The following is a 21,149-nucleotide window of genomic DNA, read 5'->3' on the forward strand; positions in this document are numbered from 1 at the left end:
GCAAAAGCAATGCAACTCGAACTCCTGAACGAACAAGGCCAGGCCGCGTCCAAGTATGACGCGCCCGAGACTGTGTTCGGCCGTGACTACAACGAAGACCTGGTGCACCAGGTCGTGGTCGCTTACCAAGCCAATGCCCGCCAGGGCACTCGTGCCCAGAAGGACCGCGAGCAGGTCAAGCACTCCACCAAGAAGCCGTTCAAGCAAAAGGGAACGGGCCGCGCGCGTGCCGGTATGACGTCCTCGCCGCTGTGGCGCGGGGGTGGCCGCATCTTCCCGAACATGCCTGACGAGAACTTCTCGCAGAAGATCAACAAGAAGATGTACCGTGCCGGCATGGCGTCCATCTTCTCGCAGCTCGCACGCGAGGGCCGCGTGGCCGTGGTTGAATCGATCAAGGTCGATTCGCCCAAGACCAAGGCGCTGGCTGCCAAGTTCAAGGCAATGAATCTCGAGTCCGTGCTCGTGATCGCCGAAGAAGTCGACGAGAACCTGTACCTGGCCTCGCGCAACCTGGTGAATGTGCTCGTGGTCGAGCCGCGCTACGCCGATCCAGTGTCGCTGGTTCACTACAAGAAGGTGCTGGTCACTAAGGGCGCCGTCGACAAGCTCAAGGAGATGTTCGCATGAGCCGCATGAATCCTACGCCTCAGCAGCGTCAGTTCGACGAGGGTCGTCTGATGAACGTGCTGGTCGCACCGATCGTGTCCGAGAAGGCCACGATGGTCGGCGAGAAGTCGAATGCAGTCACTTTCAAGGTGCTGCAGGACGCCACCAAGCCCGAGATCAAGGCGGCTGTCGAACTGATGTTCAAGGTCGAAGTGAAGGGCGTATCCGTGCTCAACACCAAGGGCAAGAGCAAGCGCTTTGGCAAGTCGGTCGGCCGCCGCGACAACGTTCGCAAGGCCTACGTCACGCTCAAGGCCGGGCAAGAGCTCAATCTGGTCGGGGAAGGCGCTTAATCATGGCCGTTATCAAGATGAAACCCACTTCGCCGGGCCAGCGTGGCGCGGTGAAGGTCTCGCGAGACCACCTGTACAAGGGTGCGCCGCACGCTGCCCTGCTGGAGCCCCAGTTCCAGAAGGCCGGCCGCAACAACAACGGTCACATCACGACCCGCCACAAGGGCGGCGGCCACAAGCACCACTACCGAGTGGTGGACTTCGTGCGCAACAAGGACGGCATCCCTGCCAAGGTCGAACGCATCGAGTACGACCCGAACCGCACCGCCCACATCGCGCTCGTGTGCTACGCCGACGGCGAGCGCCGCTACATCATCGCCCCGCGCGGCCTGGAAGCCGGCGCGACGCTGCTGAGCGGAGCGGAAGCGCCGATCCGCGCCGGCAACACGCTGCCGATCCGCAACATCCCGGTGGGTTCGACGATCCATTGCATCGAGCTGCAGCCCGGCAAAGGCGCGCAGATCGCCCGCTCGGCTGGTACCTCGGCCACGCTGCTGGCCCGCGAAGGCGTCTACGCCCAGGTCCGCATGCGTTCGGGCGAAGTGCGCCGGGTGCACGTCGAGTGCCGCGCGACCATCGGTGAAGTCGCCAACGAAGAGCACAGCCTGCGCCAGCTTGGCAAGGCCGGTGTGAAGCGCTGGATGGGTATCCGCCCGACCGTTCGCGGCGTGGTGATGAACCCGGTCGACCACCCGCACGGTGGCGGCGAAGGCAAGACCGGCGAAGGCCGCCATCCTGTCGATCCGTGGGGCAATCTCACCAAGGGTTACCGCACCCGCAACAACAAGCGCACGCAGGTCTTCATCGTGTCGCGTCGCAAGAAGTAAGGGACAGCACAATGACTCGCTCTCTCAAGAAAGGTCCCTTCGTCGACCACCACCTGGTGGCCAAGGCCGACAAGGCCGTGACGAACAAGGACAAGAAGCCGATCAAGACCTGGTCGCGCCGCTCGATGGTTCTGCCCGAGTTCATCGGCCTGACCATCGCCGTGCACAACGGCAAGCAGCACGTGCCTGTCTACATCACCGACCAAATGGTCGGCCACAAGCTCGGCGAATTTGCGCTCACGCGCACGTTCAAGGGGCACCCCGCGGACAAGAAAGTCCAGAAGAAGTAAGGAACGACCATGTCTGAAACACGTGCAGTCCTCCGCGGCGTCCGCCTTTCGGTCGATAAGGGCCGTCTGGTCGCCGATCTGATCCGCGGCAAGAAGGTCGATCAGGCGCTCAACATCCTGCAGTTCACGCAGAAGAAGGCCGCCGTGATCGTGAAGAAGGTGCTCGAGTCGGCCATCGCCAATGCCGAGCACAACGACGGTGCCGACATCGACGAGCTGAAGGTCAAGACCATCTACGTCGAGCAGGGCGCCACGCTCAAGCGCTTCACCGCACGCGCCAAGGGCCGCGGCAACCGCATCAGCAAGCCCACGTGCCACGTGTACGTGACGGTGGGCAACTAACAGGCTGGAACATATATGGGACAGAAAATCCACCCGACCGGCTTCCGCCTTGCGGTCAGCCGTAACTGGTCCAGCCGCTGGTACGCGAGCAACCGCGACTTCGCGGGCATGCTGGCCGAAGACATCAAGGTGCGCGAGTACCTAAAGAAGAAGCTCAAGAACGCGTCCGTGTCGCGCGTGATGATCGAGCGCCCCGCCAAGAACGCCCGCATCACGATCTACTCGGCACGTCCGGGCGTCGTGATCGGCAAGAAGGGCGAGGACATCGAGAACCTGAAGCGCGAGCTCGGCAAGCAGCTGGGCGTCCCGGTCGCCGTGAACATCGAGGAAGTGCGCAAGCCCGAGATCGATGCACAGCTGATCGCCGACAGCATCACGCAGCAGCTCGAAAAGCGGATCATGTTCCGCCGCGCCATGAAGCGCGCCATGCAGAACGCCATGCGTCTGGGTGCCCAGGGCATCAAGATCATGTCGGCCGGCCGCCTGAACGGCATCGAGATCGCCCGCACCGAGTGGTACCGCGAAGGCCGTGTGCCGCTGCACACGCTGCGTGCCGACATCGACTACGGCACCTCGGAAGCCAAGACCACCTACGGCGTCATCGGCGTCAAGGTCTGGGTCTACAAGGGTGACACGCTCGGCCGCAACGACCTGCCGGCCGCCGAGACCCCGCGTCCCGAAGAAGAGCGCCGCCCGCGTGGCCCCCGCCGTGATGGCCGCCCCGGCGGCGACCGCCCGGGCTCGGACCGTCGCGGCCCCCGTGCCGGTGCCCGCGGCCCGATCGGCGGCAACGTCGCCCCGGCAGACGGCAGCGACAAGCCCGCAGAAGCTACCGGTGCACAACCGGGTGCAGACTCGAAACCCGCCGTTAAGCGCGTCCGCAAAGCCGCGCCCGCTGCAGCAGCGGACGGTGCCAAGAACGAGTGATCGTTCTTAGAACTACGGAGTAAGAAACATGCTGCAACCTGCACGCAGAAAGTTCCGCAAGGAACAAAAGGGCCGCAACACCGGCATCGCGACCCGCGGCAACGCGGTGTCCTTCGGTGATTTCGGCCTCAAGTCGATCGACCGTGGCCGCCTGACGGCACGCCAGATCGAAGCCGCCCGTCGCGCGATCTCGCGCCACGTCAAGCGGGGCGGTCGCATCTGGATTCGCGTGTTCCCCGACAAGCCGATCTCCACGAAGCCCGCCGAAGTGCGGATGGGTAACGGCAAGGGCAACCCCGAGTACTACGTGGCCGAAATCCAGCCCGGCAAGGTGATCTACGAGATCGTCGGCGTGCCCGAAGAGCTCGCCCGCGAAGCGTTCCGCCTGGCTGCCGCCAAGCTGCCGCTGCGCACCACCTTCGTCGCGCGCCAGCTCGGCGCCTGATCGAGGAGAACACTGATGGCAACACGTAAGAAGAAGGACGCGGCGGCTTCGGCCAAGGTGTCGAAGGCCGCAGCGCTGCGCGACAAGGACGTCGCCGCGCTGCAGACCGAGATCAAGGATCTGCAGAAGGCCCATTTTGGCCTGCGCATGCAGAAGGCTACTCAACAGCTGTCGAACACGGCCACGCTGCGCGTCACGCGTCGCGACATCGCGCGTGCCAAGACCATTCTTGCGCAGAAGCAGCAAGAATCCGCCAAGTAAGGAGTGACCATGACGGAAGCTAAAAAATCCCTCAAGCGCACCCTGATCGGCAAGGTGGTCAGCGACAAGCGTGAAAAGACCGTGACGGTGCTCGTCGAGCGCCGTGTGAAGCACCCGATCTACGACAAGATCGTGATCCGCTCGAGCAAGTACCACGCCCATGACGAAAAGGGCGAGTACAAGATGGGCGACCTGATCGAGATCACCGAGAGCCGGCCGATCTCCAAGTCGAAGAACTGGGTGGTGACCCGCTTGGTCGAGAAGGCTGTGCTGGTCTGATCCCAGCGGCGACGCAGTCAAGACAAAAGCGGCCCACAATGTGGGCCGTTTTTCTTTTTCAGGAGCACATTCCATGATCCAAGTCGGGGACACCCTTCCTTCCGCCACCCTGCAGGAGTATTCCGAGGTCGAAGGCGAAGGCTGCAGCATCGGACCCAACCCGGTCGAAGTGAGCAAGGCCGCGGCAGGCAAGACGATCGCGATCTTCGGCCTACCCGGTGCCTTCACGCCGACTTGCTCGGCCAAGCACGTGCCCGGATATGTGCAGAACCACGAAGCGCTCAAGGCCGCGGGCGTGGACGAGATCTGGTGCGTGAGCGTCAACGACGCCTTCGTGATGGGCGCCTGGGCGCGCGACCAGAAGACAGGCACCAAGGTACGCATGCTGGCCGACGGCAGCGGCGTGTTCGCGAACGCGACCGGACTCACGCTGGACCTCACGGCGCGCGGCATGGGGGTCCGCAGCAACCGCTATTCGATGCTGGTGAAGGATGGCAAGGTCGCCGCGCTCAACGTCGAGGCGCCCGGCAAGTTCGAGGTCAGCGACGCCGAGACGCTGCTCAAGCAGGCGCGCGGCTGAGCGCTCACGTGCTCAGAGCTCCACCTTGAGGTAGTGCGCCCCGGCGATGGGGTTGTGATAGTAAGGCGGAACCTCGACGAAGCCCAGGTCTTCGTAGAGGGCTCGGGCCGACTCCATGTCGTCCAACGTGTCCAGCAGTACGCAGGCGTAGCCTGCGCCGCGTGCCGCGTCCAGGATGGCCTCGGCCATCTGGCGGCCGAGCCCGAGGCCGCGGAACGCCGGGCGCACGTAGAGCCGTTTCATCTCGGCGGCGTTGGGATAGTCGGCGGTGTCCAGCGGGCGCAGCGCGCAGCAGCCGGCCACGTAGGCCATGCCGCCCTGTGCGCGCCGGATCCTGGGTACATCGATCTGCCGAGAGGTCGCGCCGTCTCCTTCAGCGTCCACGAGGGCCAGCAGCAGCGCGCCGCGCGGCTCGGCGTAGTCCCCGGGCAGCGTGGCCAGCTCCTCCTCGAAATTCTGAAAGCACAGGTCGATGTCCAGCGAGGCCGCATAGTCCCTGAAGATCGCTTGAGTGGCCTCGAACTCGTGCGGCTCGTCGGGCGTCACCAGCACGATGTCGGGTGTGCCTTCCAGCGGTAGCGGGCGGGAGATGGAAAAGCTCATGCTCGAAGCGACGCGATCCACGCCGCGAAGGCGGCGCAGGCCGCGAACACCGCCAGCGCCAGCAAGCGGGACGCGGCGTCGTCGCGGCTGGGCGCTGCGCTGCCGTCCGCGACCCGCTTGTCGCCGGAGATCATCGGCCGTACCAGCCGATGGCGCTTGACCGCCACATAGAAGAGCACCGCCAGCACGTGCAGGCTCACCAACGCGATCGCGATCCACTTGCCGAACGTGGTGTGCCAGGCCGTGGCGAGGCTCACCGTCGCGCCCGAGACGAAGCGCGTGAGCGGCCCCGACGCCATGACCTCGTCGTCAGCCACCAGGCCGGTCGCCACCTGCAGTGCCAGGATTGCCAGCAGGGCGAAAACGGAGAGCGCGCCGAGCGGCGTGTGCCCGATGAGGTGGTCCGGATGCGCGCGTCCGCGCAGGTAGTCCATGATCGACCCAGGCGAATAGGCGAAGGCGGCGAAGCGCGACCAGCGCCCACCGATGAAGCCCCAGATCACCCGAAACAGCAGCAGCGAAAGCACGGCGTAGCCGACTCGGAAGTGCCACTCCATGACCCCGCCGAGGCCGGTCGCGAGCTGGCCGATCACCGCCGCCGCGAGCGCCCAGTGGAACATGCGCGTAGGCAGGTCCCACACACGGGTGCGGGCGGCGCTGGCGTCGTCCAGGCTCGCGGGGCGCGTAGAGGACTCAAGGGCTGGCGGCATCGAGGGGCGGCTGGGCGCGAAGCGTCGGAAGGCGCAGATTAGCAAAGTCGGAGCCAGCGCGCCTACGGGTTGTCGCTATGCACGGACCCTCATCACACGCCCCTAAACTGGCGCGCGCCGCCGGTCCCGCGGCGCTGCCCCAACAAGTAGGAACCACGATGAATCGACTTGCCTCGTTCGCCCTTGCTGCGGCCGGTGCCGCGCTGTCCCTGCCGGCCATCGCCCAGTTCGCCAAGACCGAAGACGCCATCAAGTATCGCCAGAGCGCGATGTTCATCCAGAACCATCACATGAGCCGCCTGGGCGCCATGGCCAGCGGCCGCGCGCCCTATGACGCCGCGAGTGCCACATCGAACGCCGAGGTAGTGGCGCAGATCTCGAAGCTGCCGTGGATCGGCTTCGCCGCCGGCACGGAGGGCGGCAAGGCCAAACCGGAGATCTGGAAAGAGCAGGCGAAATTCAAGGAGCTCAGCGACAAGCTGGTGAGCGAGACCGAAAAGCTCCTCGTTGCTTCGAAGGCCGGCAACCTGGACGCACTCAAGGCCGCAGTCTCGGCCGTCGGCGAGACCTGCAAGTCCTGCCACGACACCTTCCGAAGCAAATGAAAGCAAAGGGCGCTGTCGAATGACACCGCCCGCCGTCGGACTACGCTTCGGCGAGCAATTTCTCGATCAGCCGGTGCAGCTCGGCGAAGTCGGGCTCGCCCACATAGCGTTTCACGATCTCGCCGCGCTTGTTGACGATATAGGTGGTGGGCGTCAGCTTCACGTCGCCCCAGGCCTGGGCCACCGCGCCGGTGTTGTCGATCGCAACCTTGAAAGGCAGCTTGCGCGTCTGGGCGAAATTCACGACGTAGCTAGGCGGGTCGTAGCTCATCGCCACTGCCAAGGTGTCGTAGCCCCGGTCCTTGTACTTGTCGTAGGTGGCGATCACCTTGGGCATCTCGGCAACGCAGGTGACGCAGCTGGTGGCCCAGAAATTGACGAGGGTGACCTTGCCCTTCAGGTCCTCCGTGCTCTTCTTGCTGCCGTCGAGCAGCACGAAGGTCGATGCCGGCGCCGCCGCGACACCCGTATCCAGGTACACACCGACGCCGGCAATCAGGGCGATCGCGACGGCAACGGCGGGGACGAGCTTTTTCATGGGCACAGGATAAAGGGGCGAGTGCGATTTTAGTTCCGCCGGCGGTGCCGCGCCCGCGCGAGGGCACCTTTGTTGGTCACCCGGAGGCGGCTCGATAATCAGCCTCCCGATGCCCATACCGCTCCGTTCCCGATTGGCGCCCCTTGTCCTTCTCGCCGCTGCCCTCGGCGCCTGCAGCCCGGTCTTCAATTGGCGCGAGGTCCCGATCGCAGATGACGGCCTGGTCGCGCTGCTGCCTTGCAAGCCCGACCGCGCGACCCGCAACCTGCCGCTGGGCGGCAGCGCATCGATCGCCGTGGACATGACCGGCTGCGAGGCTGGCGGTGCCACCTTTGCCGTGGCCCATGCCACGGCCGAGGACGCGGTCCAGGCCGAAAGCTGGATGCGCGCCTGGCGCAGCGCCACCCGCAACCAGCTGGCCGGCGCGGCGATCGCCGAAGCGCCTGCCACGCTGCCTCGGGCCGCGGCCTCTCCGGCGCCCGTGCGCCTCGAGGTCCGGCAACAGGGCGCCGGAGACCCCGCGCCCGCCCAGATGCTCTGGTTCGCCCAGCAACGCAGCGGCAAGACGGCGCTTTACCAGGCGACCGTGCTCGGCCGGCCTGCGTCGGCCGACGCGCCCGCGGTCTTTTTCGAAGGGCTGCGGCTTCCATGAGCCGCACGGCCGCTCCGAAGGCGAATGGCACCGCAGCCGAAGGTGGAGGTGCTTCAGGAGGCCGCACGGCCGCTCCGAAGGCGAATGGCACCGCAGCCGAAGGTGGAGGTGCTTCAGGAGGCCGCACGGCCGCTCCGAAGGCGAATGGCACCGCAGCCGAAGGTGGAGGTGCTCCACGAGGCCGCACGGCCGCTCCGAAGGCGAACAGCACCGCAGCCGACGGCGGAGGTACGCCAGGGAGCAGCCTCTTCCTCGGGCGCCGCCGCAGTGCCGCGGTCTTCCTGGCCTTCGCCTTCGCCTACTTCCTTTCCACGCTGATCCGCGCCATCACCGCCACCCTGTCGCCTACGCTGACGGCGGATTTCCAGCTGCACGCGCGCGACCTCGGCCTGTTGGCCGGCGGCTATTTCCTGGGCTTCGCCATCACCCAGCTGCCCATGGGGACCTGGCTCGACCGCCACGGCCCCAAGCGCGTCATCGTGTGCTTCCTGTCGACGGCCGTCGCCGGCTGCCTGCTCTTCTCGGCCGCGACGCAATTCTCGGTGTTGATGGCCGCGCGCGTGCTCACCGGCGTGGGCGTCAGCGCCTGCCTGATGGCGCCGTTGACCGCCTACAGGCGCTGGTTCGACCCCGCCTTGCAGCTGCGGGCCAACTCCTGGATGTTGATGGTCGGTTCGCTGGGCCTGGTCGGCGCCACGCTGCCCGTGCACTGGCTGATGCCGCTCTGGGGCTGGCGGCCGCTGTTCTGGCTGGTGGCGGCCGGCCTGCTGGTCGCCATGCTCTTGATCGCCTGGGCCGCGCCGGCCTGGCGCCAAGCCGGCGGCGAACCCCTGGGGATGACCCAGGACGGCGGGTATTCCGATGTGTGGCGCGACCCCTTCTTCCGCAAGCTGGCCCCGATCGGCTTCTTCAACTACGGCGGCTTCGTCGCCATGCTGACGCTCTGGGTCGTTCCCTGGCTCACCCAGGTGGCCGGTTACGCGCCCGGAGAGGCGGCCGATGCGCTTTTCCAGATCAGCATCGCGATGCTGGCAGCCTACTGGCTGTGGGGTGTCGCCAACCCCTGGTTCGCGCGCCGCGGAATCGCCGCCGACCGGCTGATCGGCTGGGGCCTGCCGCTCAGCATGCTGGCGCTGGGCGCCATCCTGGTGCTCGGGCCGGCCGCGGGTACCCTGGCGTGGATGGTCTTCCTCTGCAGCTCCACCGTCGTGGCCGTGGCCCAGCCGGCCGTCGCGATGGCGCTGCCCCCGGCGCTGGCGGGCCGGGCACTGTCGGCGTACAACCTGATGGTGTTTCTGGGTGTTTTCGTGATCCAGTGGTGCGTCGGCCTGCTGATCGACCTGCTCGGGCGGGCCGGCTTCGATGCGCCGGGCGCCTTCCGCGGCGCGCTGGGACTGTTCCTGGGATGCTGCTTGTTATCTTATTTCTACTTCCTTTGGGCGCCCCCGCATAATCGACGAACCCGCCTTCGCCCCGCATGAACAGCATCTTCATCATTGCCCACTCGCCGCTCGCCCAGGCGCTGCGGCAGTGCGCGCTGCATGTGTTCCCCGACAGCGAGCCCTCGATCGCGGCGCTCGACGTGCTGCCCAACGTGTCGCCCGACGAAACCCTGGCGGCGGCGCGCATCACCCTGGCCCAACTGGAGCGCACGCCCCGCTCGCAGGTGCTGGTGCTGGCCGACGTGTTCGGCGCCACCCCCTGCAACGTGGCGCAGAAGCTGGTCGATGGCGTGCGCTCGCGCCTGGTGGCCGGCGTCAACCTGCCGATGCTGTTGCGTGCCGTAAGCTATCGCAACGAGCCGCTCGAGACGTTGGTGCAGCGTGCTCTCACCGGTGGCACCGCGGGGGTGATGCAGGTGGCGGTGGCGGCACCCCAGAATCAGGCAAGAAGAAAGCACAGTGATCAAGACATCCGTGACCATCAGCAATAAGCTGGGTCTGCACGCGCGGGCCTCGGCCAAACTCACCAAGCTCGCGGGCAGCTATCCCTGCGAGGTCTGGCTGGCACGCGGTGATCGCCGGGTGAATGCCAAGAGCATCATGGGCGTGATGATGCTGGCCGCAGGCATCGGGGTGACAGTGGAGATCGAGACCGACGGCGAGCGGGAGCAGGAAGCGATGGATGCCATCGTCGCATTGATGAACGACAAGTTCGGAGAAGGCGAATGACTTTTGCCGTCCATGGGCTGCCCGTGGCCCGTGGCATTGCGATCGGACGCGCCGTGCTCGTGGTCTCGAGCCGGCTCGACGTCGCCCACTACTTCATCAAGCCGGAAGAGGTCGAAACGGAGATCGACCGCGTGCGCATCGCGCGCAACGCCGTCGCCGAGGAGCTGCAGAAGCTGCAGGCCAGCGTCGCCCTGATGGGCCCCAACGACGCGCCGCATGAGCTCGCCGCGCTGCTCGAGGTGCACCTGATGCTGCTGCAGGACGAGGTGCTGACCGGCGGCGTCAAGCACTGGATCGTCGAGCGTCTCTACAACGCCGAGTGGGCGCTGACCACCCAGCTGGAGGTGGTCGCGCGCCAGTTCGACGAGATGGAGGACGAGTACCTGCGCGAGCGCAAGGCCGACCTCGAGCAGGTGGTGGAGCGCCTGCTGCACCGCATGAAAGGCACGGCCGCGGTGCTGGCGCCCACGCCGCCGCGGCGCAAGCGCACCGCCGAGGACGAGGACAGCGACCCCACTGCCCGCGACGCCATCGACGCCCCCCTGGTGCTGATCGCCCACGACCTCTCGCCGGCCGACATGCTGCAGTTCAAGAAGAGCGTGTTCGCCGGCTTCGTCACCGACGTCGGCGGGCGGACCTCGCACACCGCGATCGTCGCGCGCAGCATGGACATCCCGGCCGTGGTCGGCGCGCGCAGCGCCAGCCAGCTGGTGCGGCAGGACGACTGGGTCATCATCGACGGCGATGCCGGCGTGGTGATCGTCGATCCCTCTCCCATCATCCTGGCCGAATACGGCTTCAAGCAGCGCCAGGGCGACCTGGAGCGCGGCCGGCTGGCGCGCCTGCGCCACAAGCCGGCCGTCACGCTCGATGGCCAGAAGGTCGACCTGCTGGCCAACATCGAGATGCCCGAGGACACGCTGGGTGCCGTCAAGGCCGGCGCGGTCGGCGTCGGCCTGTTCCGCAGCGAGTTCCTCTTCATGGGCCGCGAGGCCCAGCGCATGACCCGCCTGCCCGACGAGGAAGAGCAATACCAGGCCTACCGGCGCGCCATCGAGGGCATGCAGGGCATGCCGGTCACCATCCGCACCATCGACGTCGGCGCCGACAAGCCGCTCGACGGAAAGATGGTGCGCGACGACGAGTCCCACCTCAACCCGGCGCTCGGCCTGCGCGCGATCCGCTGGAGCCTGGCCGATCCTGCGATGTTCCTGACCCAGATCCGCGCCATCCTGCGCGCGGCCGCGCATGGCGAGATCCACCTCTTGATCCCCATGCTCGCGCACGTCAGCGAGATCCGCCAGACGCTGGCGCTGATCGACTTCGCGCGCGCCGAGCTCGACAACCGCGGCATGGTGCATGGCAAGGTCAAGCTGGGCGCGATGATCGAAGTGCCGGCCGCAGCGCTCACGCTCAAGATCTTCCTCAAGCATTTCGATTTCCTTTCGATCGGCACCAACGACCTGATCCAGTACACCCTGGCCATCGACCGCGCCGATGAATCGGTGGCCCATCTTTACGACCCTGCCCATCCGGCCGTGCTGCGCCTCGTGGCCGAGACGATCGCCGAGTGCAGGCGCCAGGGCAAGGGCGTCAGCGTTTGCGGCGAGATGGCCGGCGACGTCGCCTTCACGCGCCTGCTGCTGGGCATGGGCCTGCGCAGCTTCTCGATGCACCCCTCGCAGATCCTGGCGGTCAAGCAGGAGGTGCTGCGCGCTGACACGAGCAAGCTGCAGGCGTGGACGCAGCAGGTGCTCGAGGCCGACGATCCGGCCAGCCTGATGACGCCTGCGGCCGCGCCGCAATAAAACGAAACACGCCGAAACGGCCGCGAAAGGACTTCGTGACGGCCGGATCGCACCATCGAGTCTCCCTGATCGATCCCGATCGCACTGGAAGGAAGACTCTCATGAAACCCTGGTTCAAACGCTCCCTCTTTGGTTTTGCCGGCGCGGCGCTGGTCGCCGGCAGCCTCGCCGGCTGCTCCGGCCATCGTCACGGCTGGGGCGGCGGCTCCGAGCAGGACCGCGCCGAGTTTCGCGCCCGCATGGTCGAGCGCGTGGGCAGCAAGCTGGAGCTCGATGCCACGCAGAAGCAGAAGCTCGAAGTGCTGGCCGAGAAGATCCAGGCCCAGCGCCAGGCGCTGCGCGGCGGCGGCGATCCGCGCGCGGAATTCCGCGCCCTGTTCGCCGGCGCCAAGCTCGACCAGGAGCGCGCGAAGAAGCTGGTCGCGGACAAGACGGCGGCAGTCCAGGCCGGCAGCCCCGAGGTGATTGCGGCAGCAGCTGACTTCTTCGACAACCTGAATCCCACGCAGCAGCAGAAGGTGCGCGAGTTCATGGAGCGTGGCCGCCGCTGGGGCCACCGTGGCTGATCTTTCCGCAGCGCGGATTCCGCCCGCGAGGGTCTCGAACCCGCCGTGGGCGCGGCCGGTGCCGGACACCCGGAACGCTCTGCCTGGCGCCGCGCAGGGCGGCGTACGCATCCTGCTACGGCTCGAAGGCCTGGCCGTGCTCGCGGCGGCCGTGGCCGCCTATGTGGACCTGGGCGCGAGCTGGGGCGCCTTCGCCATGCTGTTCCTGCTGCCCGACCTGAGCTTCCTCGGCTACCTCGCCGGCTCGCGCGTGGGTGCCTCCGCGTACAACATGGCGCACTCCTACATCGGTCCGGTCGCCTTGCTGGGGCTGGGCCTGGTCGGCGACATGCCGGCCGCCGTGGCGCTCGGGCTGATCTGGAGCGCGCACATCGGACTGGACCACGCCTTGGGCTACGGCCTCAAGTACGGGAGCGAGTTCGGTGTCACCCACCTCGGCCGCGTCGGCCCCACCGACCCATGGTGAGCATCACGCCGCATGATGGAATCCGCCGGCCACCCCCGGGGCTGGCCTTCGCGCTGCGATGGCGGCCGGCCTGATCACCAGCCTGCTGTTCGCCGGTAGGCACAATCGCCATCGCATGCCCCGCATCCTGCTGATCGACGACGACGAGCACCTGGCCGCGCCGCTGGCGAGCTACTTTGCGCGCTTCGACTGCGTGCTGGAGAGCGCGCAGCGCCCCAGCGATGGCCTGGCCAAGCTGCGGGCCCAGGCCTACGACTGCGCCATCCTCGACGTCATGCTGCCCGAGATGGACGGCTTCGCCCTGTGCCGCGAGATCCGCAAGGAGAGCGACATCCCGATCGTGATGCTGACCGCGCGCGGCGACGTCATGGACCGCGTGGTCGGCCTCGAGCTCGGCGCCGACGACTACCTGCCCAAGCCCTTCGAGCCGCGCGAGCTGGTCGCGCGGGTGCAGACCATCCTGCGCCGCCAGCGCGCCATGCCGGCCGCGGCGCCCGCGCAGCGCCGGGTCTTCGAGGGCCTGTCGATCGACCTCGACCGCCGCGAGGTGCTGCGCCAGGGCGAGCGCGTGGAGCTGACCGGCACCGAGTTCGAGCTGCTCGCCCTCTTGGCCGACCCGCCCGGCAAGGTCTGGAGCCGCGACGACATCCTGAACCGGCTGCGCGGCCACGAAGCCGAGCTCTACACCCGCGCCGTCGACATCGTGGTGAGCCGCCTGCGCAAGAAGCTGGAGCCGCTCGACTGCATCAAGACCCTGCGCAACGCGGGCTACATGCTCGCGGTCGGCAAGAGCGATCCGTGAACCGGCGCCCGCATTCGCCCCGGCACTGGCGAAGCCGCTGGCGGCATTCGCTGCGCCTGCGGCTGATCACCGTCTTCGTGCTGCTCGCCATGGCGATGGCGGCGGTGTTCCTGGGCGGCATGCAGCGCGCCTTCTCCAACGGCTGGCGCGAGGCGGCGCAGCCGCTGGTCGGCGACTACATGGACCGGCTGGTGGCCGAGCTCGGCACGCCGCCCGACGTGGCACGCGCGCAGGCCCTGGTCACGCGGCTGCCGATCTCGATCCGCATCGAGGGTCCGGCGGTCAACTGGGACTCGCATCCGCAGCGCCGCTGGCGCAACTTCGGCCCGGGCAGGGGCGACTGGCTCACGCGCAGCACCGCCGACGGCCATCGCATCAGCTTCGGGCTGGGCACACTGCCGTGGCAGCGCGAGCCGCATGGCATCGGCTGGATCACGCTGGCGCTGCTGCTCGCCCTGATCGCGATCGCGTACGCCTATGTGCGCAGGCTCCTGCGGCCGCTGGACGACATCCGCGACGGCGCCGAGCGCTTCGGCCGCGGCGCCTTCGACCAGCCGATCCCGCTGCGCCGGCGCGACGAGCTGGGCGACCTGGCGCAGCGCATCAACACCATGGCCCACGACATCCAGGGGATGCTGGACGCCAAGCGCGCGTTGCTGCTCGCGCTGAGCCACGAGCTGCGCTCGCCGCTCACGCGAGCGCGCCTGAATGCCGAGCTGCTGCCGGCCACGCCCGAGGGCGAGACCGAGCGCGCCGCGCTCCTGCGCGACCTGGCCGAGATGCGCGACCTGATCAGCGACCTGCTCGAGAGCGAGCGCCTCGCGAGCCCGCATGTGGCGCTGCAGCGCGAGCCGGTCGACCTGGCGGCGCTGGTGCACGATGTGGTGGCCGAGCATCCCGAGGGCGGCCGCGTCGTGCTCGACATCGCCGAAGGCCTGCCGGCGGTGGCGGTGGACCGCCTGCGCATCCGCGTGCTGGTGCGCAACCTGCTCGAGAACGCGTTGCGCTACGGCGTCGACGCGTCCCAGCCGCCGCGCATCGCGCTGCGCGCTGCGGGGCAGGGCGGCATCGCGCTGGAGGTGCGCGACTTCGGCCCCGGCGTCGATGCCGCGCAGCTGGAGCACCTGACCGAGCCCTTCTACCGCACCGACAGTGCACGCCAGCGCGCCACCGGCGGGGTCGGGCTGGGCATGTACCTCTGCCGCCTGGTGGCCGAGGCGCATGGCGGCACGCTCACGGTGCGCAACGCCCAGCCGGGCCTGGCGGTCAGCGCCGTGCTGCCCGGCGCTTGAACGAACTCGATCCCTGTCGCCTGTGCTACCGGCGTGCCTTCCGGGCGGGGCTACGATCCTTCCCCCGTACACCCAGGCAGGAGACAAACCCATGAGCAGCACCCTCAGCAATCGCCAGGTCCGCCTCGCCAAGCGCCCCGAAGGCGCGGCCACACGCGACAACTGGCAGTTCACCACCGAGCCGGTCGGCGAACCGGCCGAGGGCGGCGTCCTGGTCAAGACCCTGTCGCTCTCGCTCGATCCCGCCATGCGCGGCTGGATGAACGAGGGCAAGAGCTACATCCCGCCGGTCGAAATCGGCGCCGTCATGCGCGCCGGCGGCGTCGGCCGCGTGATCGCCTCGCGCAACCCGGCCTTCGCGGTTGGCGACACGGTGTACGGCACGCTGGGCGTGCAGGAATACATCCTGATCCCGCAGGAAGAGGTCAAGCGCGCTGGGCTCACCAAGATCGACCTGCGCGCCGGCTCCATCACGCAATGGCTCAACGTCCTGGGCATGCCGGGCATGACCGGCTACTTCGGCCTGATGGACATCGGCCAGCCGAAGCCCGGCGAGACGGTCGTGGTCTCGGGCGCCGCCGGCGCCGTTGGCCAGACGGTGGGCCAGCTCGCGAAGATCAAGGGCTGCCGTGCGGTCGGCATCGCCGGCGGCCCGGAGAAATGCGACTGGGTGGTCAAGGAGCTCGGCTTCGACGCCTGCATCGACTACAAGGCCGGTCCCTCCGCCGTGCGCGACGGCCTGAAGGCGCACTGCCCCAAGGGCATCGACATCTACTTCGACAACGTCGGCGGCGAGATCCTCGATGCCGCGCTGGCCCGGCTGGCGCGCGGCGCACGCATCATCATCTGCGGCGCCATCAGCCAGTACAACAACGCCAACAGCGCTCCGGCGCAGGGTCCGAAGAACTACCTGAGCCTCCTGGTGAACCGCGCGCGCATGCAGGGCATGGTGGTGTTCGACTATGCCGACCGCTACCACGTTGCCGTGGCCGAGCTGGCGACCTATCTGAAGGACGGCCGCATGAAGAGCCGCGAGGATGTGGTCGAGGGCATCGACACCTTCCCTGAGGCGCTCGCGCGGCTGTTCACGGGGCAGAACTTCGGCAAGCTGGTGTTGCAGGTGGCGAAGGACTGATCGAAAGCGGGTGTCGGGTCATCGAGCCCGTACCCGCGACCCCATCACCGCCGCCGACAGGATCAGGAACGCCGCCAGCGCAATGGTCCAGCTCAGCGGCCGCTGCGTGACCACCATCAGCAGCGCCGTCGAGGCCAGCGGCGTGATGTAGCTCAGGATGCCGATCTGCCGCGCGTCGCCGCGCTTGAGCGCCATGTCCCAGAGAAAGAAGGCCGCGCCCAGCGGGCCCAGGCCGCACAGCGCGACCAGCAGCCAGTCGCGCGCTGACAGCGACGCCTGCGGTTCCAGCAGTGCATGGCAGACGAGCGCGAGCACACCCGATACCAGGCCGAACAAACCGATGGCCGCGGTCGGGAAGGCGGCCACGCGCTTCGTCCACAGCGAATAGCTGGCCCAGATGAAGGCCGAGCCCAGTGCGGGCAGGAAGCCCCAGTACGAGGCAACCGTAGTCGCCGGCCCGGCGTTGCGCGCGCCGAGGATCGCGATCGCGGCGCCCGCGAAGCCCAGCAGTGCTGCCACCAGATGCAGCGGGCGCAGCGACAGCCCCGGCAGCAGCGCCGGCGCCAGCACGACCATGAAGAGCGGCCACAGGTAGTTCACCAGGTTCGCCTCGACGGGCGGTGCGTGGCGCAGCGCAATGAAGAGCAGGAAGTGGAAGCCGAACAGGCCGTAGATGCCCAGCGCGAGCGTGCGCGCCGGCACGGCCCAGGCCTGGCGGTTGCGCAGCACCACCGGCCAGCTCATCACGCTGCCGATCATCAGCGCGAGCCCGGTCAGGAGAAAGGGGGGCAGGTGGGAGAGCGATGTGCCCAGCGAGGCGAGCGTGCCCCAGAGGGCGATGGCGGCGAGGGCGTACAGCGTGGCGGCGGACATGCGCCCGAGCTTAAGCGGCGCGCTCGTCGCGCAACGACGGCGCATCGTCGGGGAACGACGGTCTTCAGTTCCTTCGAAGGGCCGCGGTGAGTGCTGACGGCGAGCGGTAGCCGGTGCGGCGGGCCGCCTCGGCGACGCTCATGCCGCCCATGCGCAACTGCCTGGCTTGCAACAGCCGCTGGCTTCGCAGCCATTGCATGGCCCCCATGCCCTGCTCGTCGCGGCAGCGCTGGGCGAACTGGCTGGGGCTCAGGCACGCGACCGCCGCGAGGTCGGCGACGCTCAAGGGCTGGTGCCAGCGCGCTTGTGCCCACGCGGCAAGTGCCGGCCAGTCGATAGCGCGCCGGCGGCCGTTCGGAACCTGAGGCCCCCAGGCCTCCAGCAGCAGCGCCGGTGCGTGATGCAGCGCGGCCGCGGGTGGCGAAGCCTGCGTCACGCACAGCGCGAGAAAGCGCGCCAGCGACAGGAGCTGCGGCGCCATCGGCGTGCGTCCCGCGCACTGGGCCCACAGGTCCTGGGTGGTGTCGAGGACGAGGCATCGGCTGCCGGTGCGCGACTCGAAGTCGTGGCGCTCCCCGGGCGTCACCACCCAGCCCTCGCCCGCGCCGACGCGGCGGCCGCGCCCCTCGACCTCCAGTTCCAGCACGCCGTCCATTCCGACCAGCACCTGGAAGTGCTCATGCACATGGCTGCCGCGCGAGGCCCCGTAGCGCCGCAGCGAAAGGGCGTGCGAGGGCAATGGGGTGGTGTCGTGCGATGGCATGGGATGGCGCCGATTGTCCTCCCGCTCAGCCGGCCGAGCGCTGCAGCCGCATGGTGAGCGAGAAGCGGTCCGCCGGATGGAGGGTGACCGTGACGTCGATCGTGTCGCCCTCGGCGTCGAGGTAGCGGCGCACGACCTGCATGGCTGCCGAGCCCGTGTCCACGCCCAGCTGCCGCGCCATCGCCGCGGGCACTTCCACCGCCTGCAACTGCTGCACGATCTCGACCACGCGCCGGCCGTAGCGCTGCTCGATCAAGGTGCTGACCAGCGTCTCCGGCGAGTCGCGAACGAGTTCCACCAGCTCGGTGTAGGCCGGGTCCATGTACAGGTCGGTCCAGCAGATCGGGAGCCCGAGCTGCTCCTCGTCCATCCGCAGGCTGGAAATGCGCAGCCAGGCCGTTCCCTCCGCGCAGCCGAGCAGGCGCGCCAGGGCACCCTTGGCTTGCAGCGTCTCGACCTCGCGCACTACACGGACGTGCGTCGCACCGAACTGCACCACGTCCTCGACCGAGGCCAGCGATTGCTGGAAGCCGACCTGCGGCGTTGCCGATTCCACGCGCGTGCCGACGTTCTTGCGGCGTGACACCAGGCCCAGCTGCTGCAGCTCCTGCAGGGCGGCGCGCACGGTATGCCGGCTGGTCTTGTAGTGATCGCGCAGCTCCAGCTCTGTCGGCAGGAGCGTGCCGACGGGGTAGTGGCCCGAGGTGATGCCTTCCTTGAGGTGCAGGGCGATATCGGAAAAGCGGGGCTTGATCATCGTGAACGCGATTTTGAGGCTCAGGGTTAGTACTGACGCGAGAATATGTTCGGACATATTACATTCAATATGTCCGAACATATGAGTGCTCCCATGTCCTCCACCTCCATTCCGATGGCCAGCACGGTCGTCGATTCGATCCTGTTCCGCGACGCCTTCGGCACTGCGAAGATGCGCGCGCTGTTTTCCGACCGTGCCCTGATCCAGCGCTACATCGACGTCGAGGTCGCGCTGGCGAAGGCCGAAGCGCGCGTCGGCGTGATCCCGCGCGAGGCGGCCGAGACGATCGCGCGCGAATCCACCATCGCGCGCATCGACTTCGACCATATGCGCGAAGAGACCGACATCGTCGGCTACCCGATCCTGCCGCTCGTGCACCAGCTGGTGGCAATGTGCGGCGAGGCGGGGCGCTACGTGCACTGGGGCGCGACCACGCAGGACATCATGGACAGCGCGGTGGCGCTGCAGGTGCGCGACGCGCTCGACGGCATCGACGCCGATATCCGCGAGCTGCGCGCCATCCTGGCCGGCCTCGCGAAGAAATACCGCGACACGCCGATGGCCGGCCGCACCCACCTGCAGCAGGCCCTGCCCGTGACCTTCGGCTACAAGGCGGCGATCTGGCTGGCGATGTTCGATCGCCACCAGCAGCGCCTGGCCGAATTGCGCCCGCGCGTCGCGGTGGTCGAGTTCGCCGGTGCCGCGGGCACGCTGGCTTCGCTCGGCGATAAGGGCTTCGAGGTGCAGCAGGCGATGGCCGAGGAGCTCGGCCTGGGCGTGCCGGCCACCACCTGGCACGTGGCGCGCGACGGCTTCGCCGAGGCGGTGAACCTGCTGGCGCTGGTGACCGGCTCGCTCGGGAAGATTGCACTCGACATCATGATCATGGCGTCCACCGAATTCGCCGAGGTCTACGAGCCCTTCGTGAAAGGTCGCGGCGCGAGCAGCACGATGCCGCAGAAGCGCAACCCCATCTCCAGCGAGCTGATGCTGGCCGCGTCCAAGGCGGTGCGGCAGCACGCCGGCCTGATGGTCGACGCGATGGTGCAGGACTTCGAGCGCGCCACCGGACCCTGGCATGCCGAGTGGATCGCGATTCCCGAGAGCTTCATCCTCACGGCGGGCGCGCTGCACCAGGCCAAGTTCGCGCTGGGCGGCCTGATCGTCGATACCGAGCGCATGAAGCACAACCTGGGCATCAGCCGCGGCCTGATCGTGGCCGAGGCGGTGATGATGGGCCTGGCGCCGCACACCGGCCGCCAGCAGGCGCACGACCTGGTCTACGACGCCTGCCGCCGTGTCAACGAGCAGGGCGGCACGCTGGGCGAGGCGCTGGCCGCGCTGCCCGAAGTCACCCGGCACCTCGACCGCGCCGCGATCGACCGCCTGACCGACCCCGCCAACTATCTCGGCCTTGCGCCGCAGATGGTCGATCGTGCGCTCGCGCTTTCGGCGAAGGCGCAGCACTGAACTTCCCCGATCCCATTCTTCATTCCATTCCAGGAGACATGAGCATGCGTTTCATCAAGACCCTTCTTTGCACATTCGCGGCCGCCGCTGCCGTCGGTGCCGCGCAGGCCCAGGCCTACCCGACCAAGCCGATCACGTGGATCGTGCCCTTCGCCGCGGGCGGCCCCACCGATGCGCTCGCGCGCAGCATCGCCGAGCGCGTGGCGCGCGAGCTCGGCCAGCCGATCGTGATCGACAACTCGGCCGGAGCGGGCGGCACCATCGGTGCAGCCAAGGCTGCGCGCGCGACGCCGGACGGCTACACCATGCTGGTCGGCCACATGGGCTACATGGGCGCCGCGCCGGCCCTCTACAAGAAGCTCAGCTACGACCCGGTGAAGGACTTCGAGCCCGTCTTCCGCTTCCCCGACACGCCGCTGGTGCTGATGGTGCGCAAGGAGCATCCGGCAAAGGACATCCAGGGGCTGATCGACTTCGGCAAGAAGAACCCCGACAAGCTCTTCATCAGCAACGCCGGCGTGGGCTCCAGCTCCCACCTGATCGCCGCGCTGGTCGCGAGCGCCGCGAACATCAAGGTGACGCTGGTGCCGTACAAGGGCGCGGGCCCGGCCCTGGTGGACGTGATCGGTGGCCAGGTCGACGGCATCTTCGACCAGACCAACACCGCGCTGCCGCAGATCACCGAGTCCAAGGTGCGTGCGCTGGCCGTGACCTCGAAGGTGCGCTTGCCGCAACTGAAGGACGTGCCGACGATGGCCGAGACGGTGCTGCCCGGCTTCGAGGCCTCGACCTGGTACGGCATCTACGCGCCCAAGGGAACGCCCAAGGCGGCGCTCGAGAAGGTCCAGCAGGCCTACCTGAAGGCCATGACGGACAAGGCCTTCACCGACAAAATGGCGAGCCAGGCAATCCAGATGCTGCCGGCCGAGCAGTACACGGGCGCTGCGCTGGGCAAGCACACGGAGGCGGAAGTCGCGCGCTGGAAAGCGGTCGCGGCCAAGACCCACATCTCGCTGGACTGAAGC

Annotated in this window: 29 protein-coding genes; 23 read left to right on the forward strand and 6 right to left on the reverse strand. The window is 68.0% G+C overall.

Features of this window, described 5'->3' with window-relative positions; genetic code table 11:
- The first annotated feature begins 9 nt into the window (after positions 1-9).
- From rplD to E5P3_RS02360, 10 genes are all read left to right on the forward strand, one after another.
- A complete protein-coding gene (rplD, locus tag E5P3_RS02315) occupies positions 10-630 on the forward strand; it encodes a 50S ribosomal protein L4 (protein ID WP_068674872.1) in 621 nt (206 codons plus the stop codon).
- 5 nt (positions 631-635) lie between these two features.
- Positions 636-962, forward strand: coding sequence for a 50S ribosomal protein L23 (rplW, locus tag E5P3_RS02320; RefSeq protein ID WP_174258301.1), 327 nt, complete (start codon positions 636-638; stop codon positions 960-962).
- Between the two features lie 2 nt (positions 963-964).
- Entirely contained in the window at positions 965-1,789 is an 825-nt protein-coding gene (gene rplB / locus E5P3_RS02325; protein WP_162572536.1) for a 50S ribosomal protein L2, read from the forward strand.
- An 11-nt stretch (positions 1,790-1,800) separates the two neighbouring features.
- On the forward strand, positions 1,801-2,079 hold the full coding sequence (gene rpsS, locus E5P3_RS02330; protein WP_062478874.1) for a 30S ribosomal protein S19: 279 nt from the start codon (positions 1,801-1,803) through the stop codon (positions 2,077-2,079).
- Positions 2,080-2,088: 9 nt separating this feature from the next.
- Positions 2,089-2,421 (forward strand): 50S ribosomal protein L22, encoded by a 333-nt coding sequence (gene rplV, locus E5P3_RS02335; protein ID WP_019657678.1) that lies wholly within the window; start codon positions 2,089-2,091, stop codon positions 2,419-2,421.
- Between the two features lie 15 nt (positions 2,422-2,436).
- Positions 2,437-3,348 carry a 30S ribosomal protein S3 gene (rpsC, locus tag E5P3_RS02340; RefSeq protein WP_162584518.1) on the forward strand — a complete coding sequence of 304 codons (912 nt, stop codon included), beginning with the start codon at positions 2,437-2,439 and terminating at the stop codon, positions 3,346-3,348.
- A 28-nt stretch (positions 3,349-3,376) separates the two neighbouring features.
- Complete coding sequence (rplP, locus tag E5P3_RS02345) at positions 3,377-3,793, forward strand: 50S ribosomal protein L16 (RefSeq protein WP_068674864.1); 417 nt, start codon at positions 3,377-3,379, stop codon at positions 3,791-3,793.
- Positions 3,794-3,850: 57 nt separating this feature from the next.
- Positions 3,851-4,054 carry a 50S ribosomal protein L29 gene (gene rpmC, locus E5P3_RS02350; RefSeq protein ID WP_068674931.1) on the forward strand — a complete coding sequence of 68 codons (204 nt, stop codon included), beginning with the start codon at positions 3,851-3,853 and terminating at the stop codon, positions 4,052-4,054.
- A gap of 9 nt (positions 4,055-4,063) precedes the next feature.
- Positions 4,064-4,333 (forward strand): 30S ribosomal protein S17, encoded by a 270-nt coding sequence (rpsQ, locus tag E5P3_RS02355; protein ID WP_068674862.1) that lies wholly within the window; start codon positions 4,064-4,066, stop codon positions 4,331-4,333.
- 73 nt (positions 4,334-4,406) lie between these two features.
- Complete coding sequence (locus E5P3_RS02360) at positions 4,407-4,913, forward strand: peroxiredoxin (protein WP_162584519.1); 507 nt, start codon at positions 4,407-4,409, stop codon at positions 4,911-4,913.
- Between the two features lie 12 nt (positions 4,914-4,925).
- On the opposite strand, the gene E5P3_RS02365 is transcribed toward E5P3_RS02360, so the two are convergent.
- Both E5P3_RS02365 and E5P3_RS02370 read right to left on the reverse strand, forming a co-directional pair.
- Positions 4,926-5,516 (reverse strand): GNAT family N-acetyltransferase, encoded by a 591-nt coding sequence (locus tag E5P3_RS02365; RefSeq protein WP_162584520.1) that lies wholly within the window; start codon positions 5,514-5,516, stop codon positions 4,926-4,928.
- Positions 5,513-6,226: a cytochrome b/b6 domain-containing protein gene (locus E5P3_RS02370; RefSeq protein ID WP_162584521.1), complete on the reverse strand. Its 714-nt coding sequence runs from the start codon at positions 6,224-6,226 to the stop codon at positions 5,513-5,515. Before E5P3_RS02370 ends, E5P3_RS02365 begins: the two co-directional genes overlap by 4 nt.
- Positions 6,227-6,384: 158 nt before the next feature.
- On the opposite strand from E5P3_RS02370, the gene E5P3_RS02375 reads away from it, so the two are divergent.
- Positions 6,385-6,831, forward strand: coding sequence for a c-type cytochrome (locus tag E5P3_RS02375; RefSeq protein WP_162584522.1), 447 nt, complete (start codon positions 6,385-6,387; stop codon positions 6,829-6,831).
- Positions 6,832-6,871: 40 nt separating this feature from the next.
- On the opposite strand, the gene E5P3_RS02380 is transcribed toward E5P3_RS02375, so the two are convergent.
- Positions 6,872-7,369 (reverse strand): TlpA disulfide reductase family protein, encoded by a 498-nt coding sequence (locus E5P3_RS02380; RefSeq protein WP_162584523.1) that lies wholly within the window; start codon positions 7,367-7,369, stop codon positions 6,872-6,874.
- Positions 7,370-7,478: 109 nt separating this feature from the next.
- On the opposite strand from E5P3_RS02380, the gene E5P3_RS02385 reads away from it, so the two are divergent.
- The 10 genes from E5P3_RS02385 to E5P3_RS02430 all read left to right on the forward strand — a co-directional run bounded on the left by E5P3_RS02385 (position 7,479) and on the right by E5P3_RS02430 (position 16,261).
- Positions 7,479-8,021, forward strand: coding sequence for a hypothetical protein (locus E5P3_RS02385; RefSeq protein WP_162584524.1), 543 nt, complete (start codon positions 7,479-7,481; stop codon positions 8,019-8,021).
- Entirely contained in the window at positions 8,018-9,502 is a 1,485-nt protein-coding gene (locus tag E5P3_RS02390; protein WP_197893931.1) for an MFS transporter, read from the forward strand. Before E5P3_RS02385 ends, E5P3_RS02390 begins: the two co-directional genes overlap by 4 nt.
- The gene (locus tag E5P3_RS02395) at positions 9,499-9,954 is read left to right on the forward strand and encodes a PTS sugar transporter subunit IIA (protein WP_162572544.1); all 456 of its coding nucleotides are present in this window, start codon (positions 9,499-9,501) and stop codon (positions 9,952-9,954) included. The genes E5P3_RS02390 and E5P3_RS02395 overlap by 4 nt, the downstream gene beginning before the upstream one ends.
- Entirely contained in the window at positions 9,923-10,192 is a 270-nt protein-coding gene (locus E5P3_RS02400) for an HPr family phosphocarrier protein (RefSeq protein WP_068674839.1), read from the forward strand. The genes E5P3_RS02395 and E5P3_RS02400 overlap by 32 nt, the downstream gene beginning before the upstream one ends.
- Positions 10,189-12,000, forward strand: a complete 1,812-nt coding sequence (gene ptsP, locus E5P3_RS02405) for a phosphoenolpyruvate--protein phosphotransferase (protein WP_162584525.1) — start codon at positions 10,189-10,191, stop codon at positions 11,998-12,000. Before E5P3_RS02400 ends, ptsP begins: the two co-directional genes overlap by 4 nt.
- Positions 12,001-12,101: 101 nt before the next feature.
- Complete coding sequence (locus tag E5P3_RS02410) at positions 12,102-12,566, forward strand: Spy/CpxP family protein refolding chaperone (protein ID WP_162584526.1); 465 nt, start codon at positions 12,102-12,104, stop codon at positions 12,564-12,566.
- The gene (locus E5P3_RS02415) at positions 12,559-13,032 is read left to right on the forward strand and encodes a DUF4260 domain-containing protein (RefSeq protein ID WP_232072951.1); all 474 of its coding nucleotides are present in this window, start codon (positions 12,559-12,561) and stop codon (positions 13,030-13,032) included. Before E5P3_RS02410 ends, E5P3_RS02415 begins: the two co-directional genes overlap by 8 nt.
- 115 nt (positions 13,033-13,147) lie before the next feature.
- Positions 13,148-13,834, forward strand: a complete 687-nt coding sequence (locus tag E5P3_RS02420) for a response regulator transcription factor (protein WP_162584528.1) — start codon at positions 13,148-13,150, stop codon at positions 13,832-13,834.
- Positions 13,831-15,126 (forward strand): sensor histidine kinase, encoded by a 1,296-nt coding sequence (locus E5P3_RS02425; RefSeq protein WP_232072952.1) that lies wholly within the window; start codon positions 13,831-13,833, stop codon positions 15,124-15,126. Before E5P3_RS02420 ends, E5P3_RS02425 begins: the two co-directional genes overlap by 4 nt.
- Positions 15,127-15,217: 91 nt before the next feature.
- Positions 15,218-16,261 carry an NADP-dependent oxidoreductase gene (locus E5P3_RS02430; RefSeq protein WP_162584529.1) on the forward strand — a complete coding sequence of 348 codons (1,044 nt, stop codon included), beginning with the start codon at positions 15,218-15,220 and terminating at the stop codon, positions 16,259-16,261.
- An 18-nt stretch (positions 16,262-16,279) separates the two neighbouring features.
- On the opposite strand, the gene E5P3_RS02435 is transcribed toward E5P3_RS02430, so the two are convergent.
- The 3 genes from E5P3_RS02435 to E5P3_RS02445 form a co-directional block, all read right to left on the reverse strand.
- Positions 16,280-17,134: a DMT family transporter gene (locus E5P3_RS02435; protein ID WP_162584530.1), complete on the reverse strand. Its 855-nt coding sequence runs from the start codon at positions 17,132-17,134 to the stop codon at positions 16,280-16,282.
- Between the two features lie 64 nt (positions 17,135-17,198).
- The gene (locus E5P3_RS02440; protein WP_162584531.1) at positions 17,199-17,897 is read right to left on the reverse strand and encodes an AraC family transcriptional regulator; all 699 of its coding nucleotides are present in this window, start codon (positions 17,895-17,897) and stop codon (positions 17,199-17,201) included.
- A gap of 25 nt (positions 17,898-17,922) precedes the next feature.
- Positions 17,923-18,654 carry a GntR family transcriptional regulator gene (locus E5P3_RS02445; RefSeq protein ID WP_162584532.1) on the reverse strand — a complete coding sequence of 244 codons (732 nt, stop codon included), beginning with the start codon at positions 18,652-18,654 and terminating at the stop codon, positions 17,923-17,925.
- 93 nt (positions 18,655-18,747) lie between these two features.
- Here E5P3_RS02445 and E5P3_RS02450 point away from each other — a divergent pair, with 93 nt between their 5' ends.
- A complete protein-coding gene (locus E5P3_RS02450) occupies positions 18,748-20,124 on the forward strand; it encodes a class-II fumarase/aspartase family protein (protein WP_162584533.1) in 1,377 nt (458 codons plus the stop codon).
- Positions 20,125-20,168: 44 nt separating this feature from the next.
- Positions 20,169-21,146, forward strand: coding sequence for a tripartite tricarboxylate transporter substrate binding protein BugD (locus E5P3_RS02455; protein ID WP_162589493.1), 978 nt, complete (start codon positions 20,169-20,171; stop codon positions 21,144-21,146).
- Positions 21,147-21,149: the final 3 nt, after the last annotated feature.

Source organism: Variovorax sp. RA8 (assembly GCF_901827175.1).
Taxonomy (GTDB): domain Bacteria; phylum Pseudomonadota; class Gammaproteobacteria; order Burkholderiales; family Burkholderiaceae_C; genus Variovorax.

What these genes read in the sequence shown, in the direction of transcription:
- rplD (WP_068674872.1), top strand. Translation starts at nt 10, where the DNA reads ATGCAACTCGAACTCCTGAACGAACAAGGCCAGGCCGCGTCCAAGTAT.
- rplW (WP_174258301.1), top strand. Translation starts at nt 636, where the DNA reads ATGAATCCTACGCCTCAGCAGCGTCAGTTCGACGAGGGTCGTCTGATG.
- rplB (WP_162572536.1), top strand. Translation starts at nt 965, where the DNA reads ATGGCCGTTATCAAGATGAAACCCACTTCGCCGGGCCAGCGTGGCGCG.
- rpsS (WP_062478874.1), top strand. Translation starts at nt 1,801, where the DNA reads ATGACTCGCTCTCTCAAGAAAGGTCCCTTCGTCGACCACCACCTGGTG.
- rplV (WP_019657678.1), top strand. Translation starts at nt 2,089, where the DNA reads ATGTCTGAAACACGTGCAGTCCTCCGCGGCGTCCGCCTTTCGGTCGAT.
- rpsC (WP_162584518.1), top strand. Translation starts at nt 2,437, where the DNA reads ATGGGACAGAAAATCCACCCGACCGGCTTCCGCCTTGCGGTCAGCCGT.
- rplP (WP_068674864.1), top strand. Translation starts at nt 3,377, where the DNA reads ATGCTGCAACCTGCACGCAGAAAGTTCCGCAAGGAACAAAAGGGCCGC.
- rpsQ (WP_068674862.1), top strand. Translation starts at nt 4,064, where the DNA reads ATGACGGAAGCTAAAAAATCCCTCAAGCGCACCCTGATCGGCAAGGTG.
- E5P3_RS02360 (WP_162584519.1), top strand. Translation starts at nt 4,407, where the DNA reads ATGATCCAAGTCGGGGACACCCTTCCTTCCGCCACCCTGCAGGAGTAT.
- E5P3_RS02365 (WP_162584520.1), bottom strand. Translation starts at nt 5,516, where the DNA reads ATGAGCTTTTCCATCTCCCGCCCGCTACCGCTGGAAGGCACACCCGAC.
- E5P3_RS02370 (WP_162584521.1), bottom strand. Translation starts at nt 6,226, where the DNA reads ATGCCGCCAGCCCTTGAGTCCTCTACGCGCCCCGCGAGCCTGGACGAC.
- E5P3_RS02375 (WP_162584522.1), top strand. Translation starts at nt 6,385, where the DNA reads ATGAATCGACTTGCCTCGTTCGCCCTTGCTGCGGCCGGTGCCGCGCTG.
- E5P3_RS02380 (WP_162584523.1), bottom strand. Translation starts at nt 7,369, where the DNA reads ATGAAAAAGCTCGTCCCCGCCGTTGCCGTCGCGATCGCCCTGATTGCC.
- E5P3_RS02385 (WP_162584524.1), top strand. Translation starts at nt 7,479, where the DNA reads ATGCCCATACCGCTCCGTTCCCGATTGGCGCCCCTTGTCCTTCTCGCC.
- E5P3_RS02390 (WP_197893931.1), top strand. Translation starts at nt 8,018, where the DNA reads ATGAGCCGCACGGCCGCTCCGAAGGCGAATGGCACCGCAGCCGAAGGT.
- E5P3_RS02395 (WP_162572544.1), top strand. Translation starts at nt 9,499, where the DNA reads ATGAACAGCATCTTCATCATTGCCCACTCGCCGCTCGCCCAGGCGCTG.
- ptsP (WP_162584525.1), top strand. Translation starts at nt 10,189, where the DNA reads ATGACTTTTGCCGTCCATGGGCTGCCCGTGGCCCGTGGCATTGCGATC.
- E5P3_RS02410 (WP_162584526.1), top strand. Translation starts at nt 12,102, where the DNA reads ATGAAACCCTGGTTCAAACGCTCCCTCTTTGGTTTTGCCGGCGCGGCG.
- E5P3_RS02420 (WP_162584528.1), top strand. Translation starts at nt 13,148, where the DNA reads ATGCCCCGCATCCTGCTGATCGACGACGACGAGCACCTGGCCGCGCCG.
- E5P3_RS02430 (WP_162584529.1), top strand. Translation starts at nt 15,218, where the DNA reads ATGAGCAGCACCCTCAGCAATCGCCAGGTCCGCCTCGCCAAGCGCCCC.
- E5P3_RS02435 (WP_162584530.1), bottom strand. Translation starts at nt 17,134, where the DNA reads ATGTCCGCCGCCACGCTGTACGCCCTCGCCGCCATCGCCCTCTGGGGC.
- E5P3_RS02440 (WP_162584531.1), bottom strand. Translation starts at nt 17,897, where the DNA reads ATGCCATCGCACGACACCACCCCATTGCCCTCGCACGCCCTTTCGCTG.
- E5P3_RS02445 (WP_162584532.1), bottom strand. Translation starts at nt 18,654, where the DNA reads ATGATCAAGCCCCGCTTTTCCGATATCGCCCTGCACCTCAAGGAAGGC.
- E5P3_RS02450 (WP_162584533.1), top strand. Translation starts at nt 18,748, where the DNA reads ATGTCCTCCACCTCCATTCCGATGGCCAGCACGGTCGTCGATTCGATC.
- E5P3_RS02455 (WP_162589493.1), top strand. Translation starts at nt 20,169, where the DNA reads ATGCGTTTCATCAAGACCCTTCTTTGCACATTCGCGGCCGCCGCTGCC.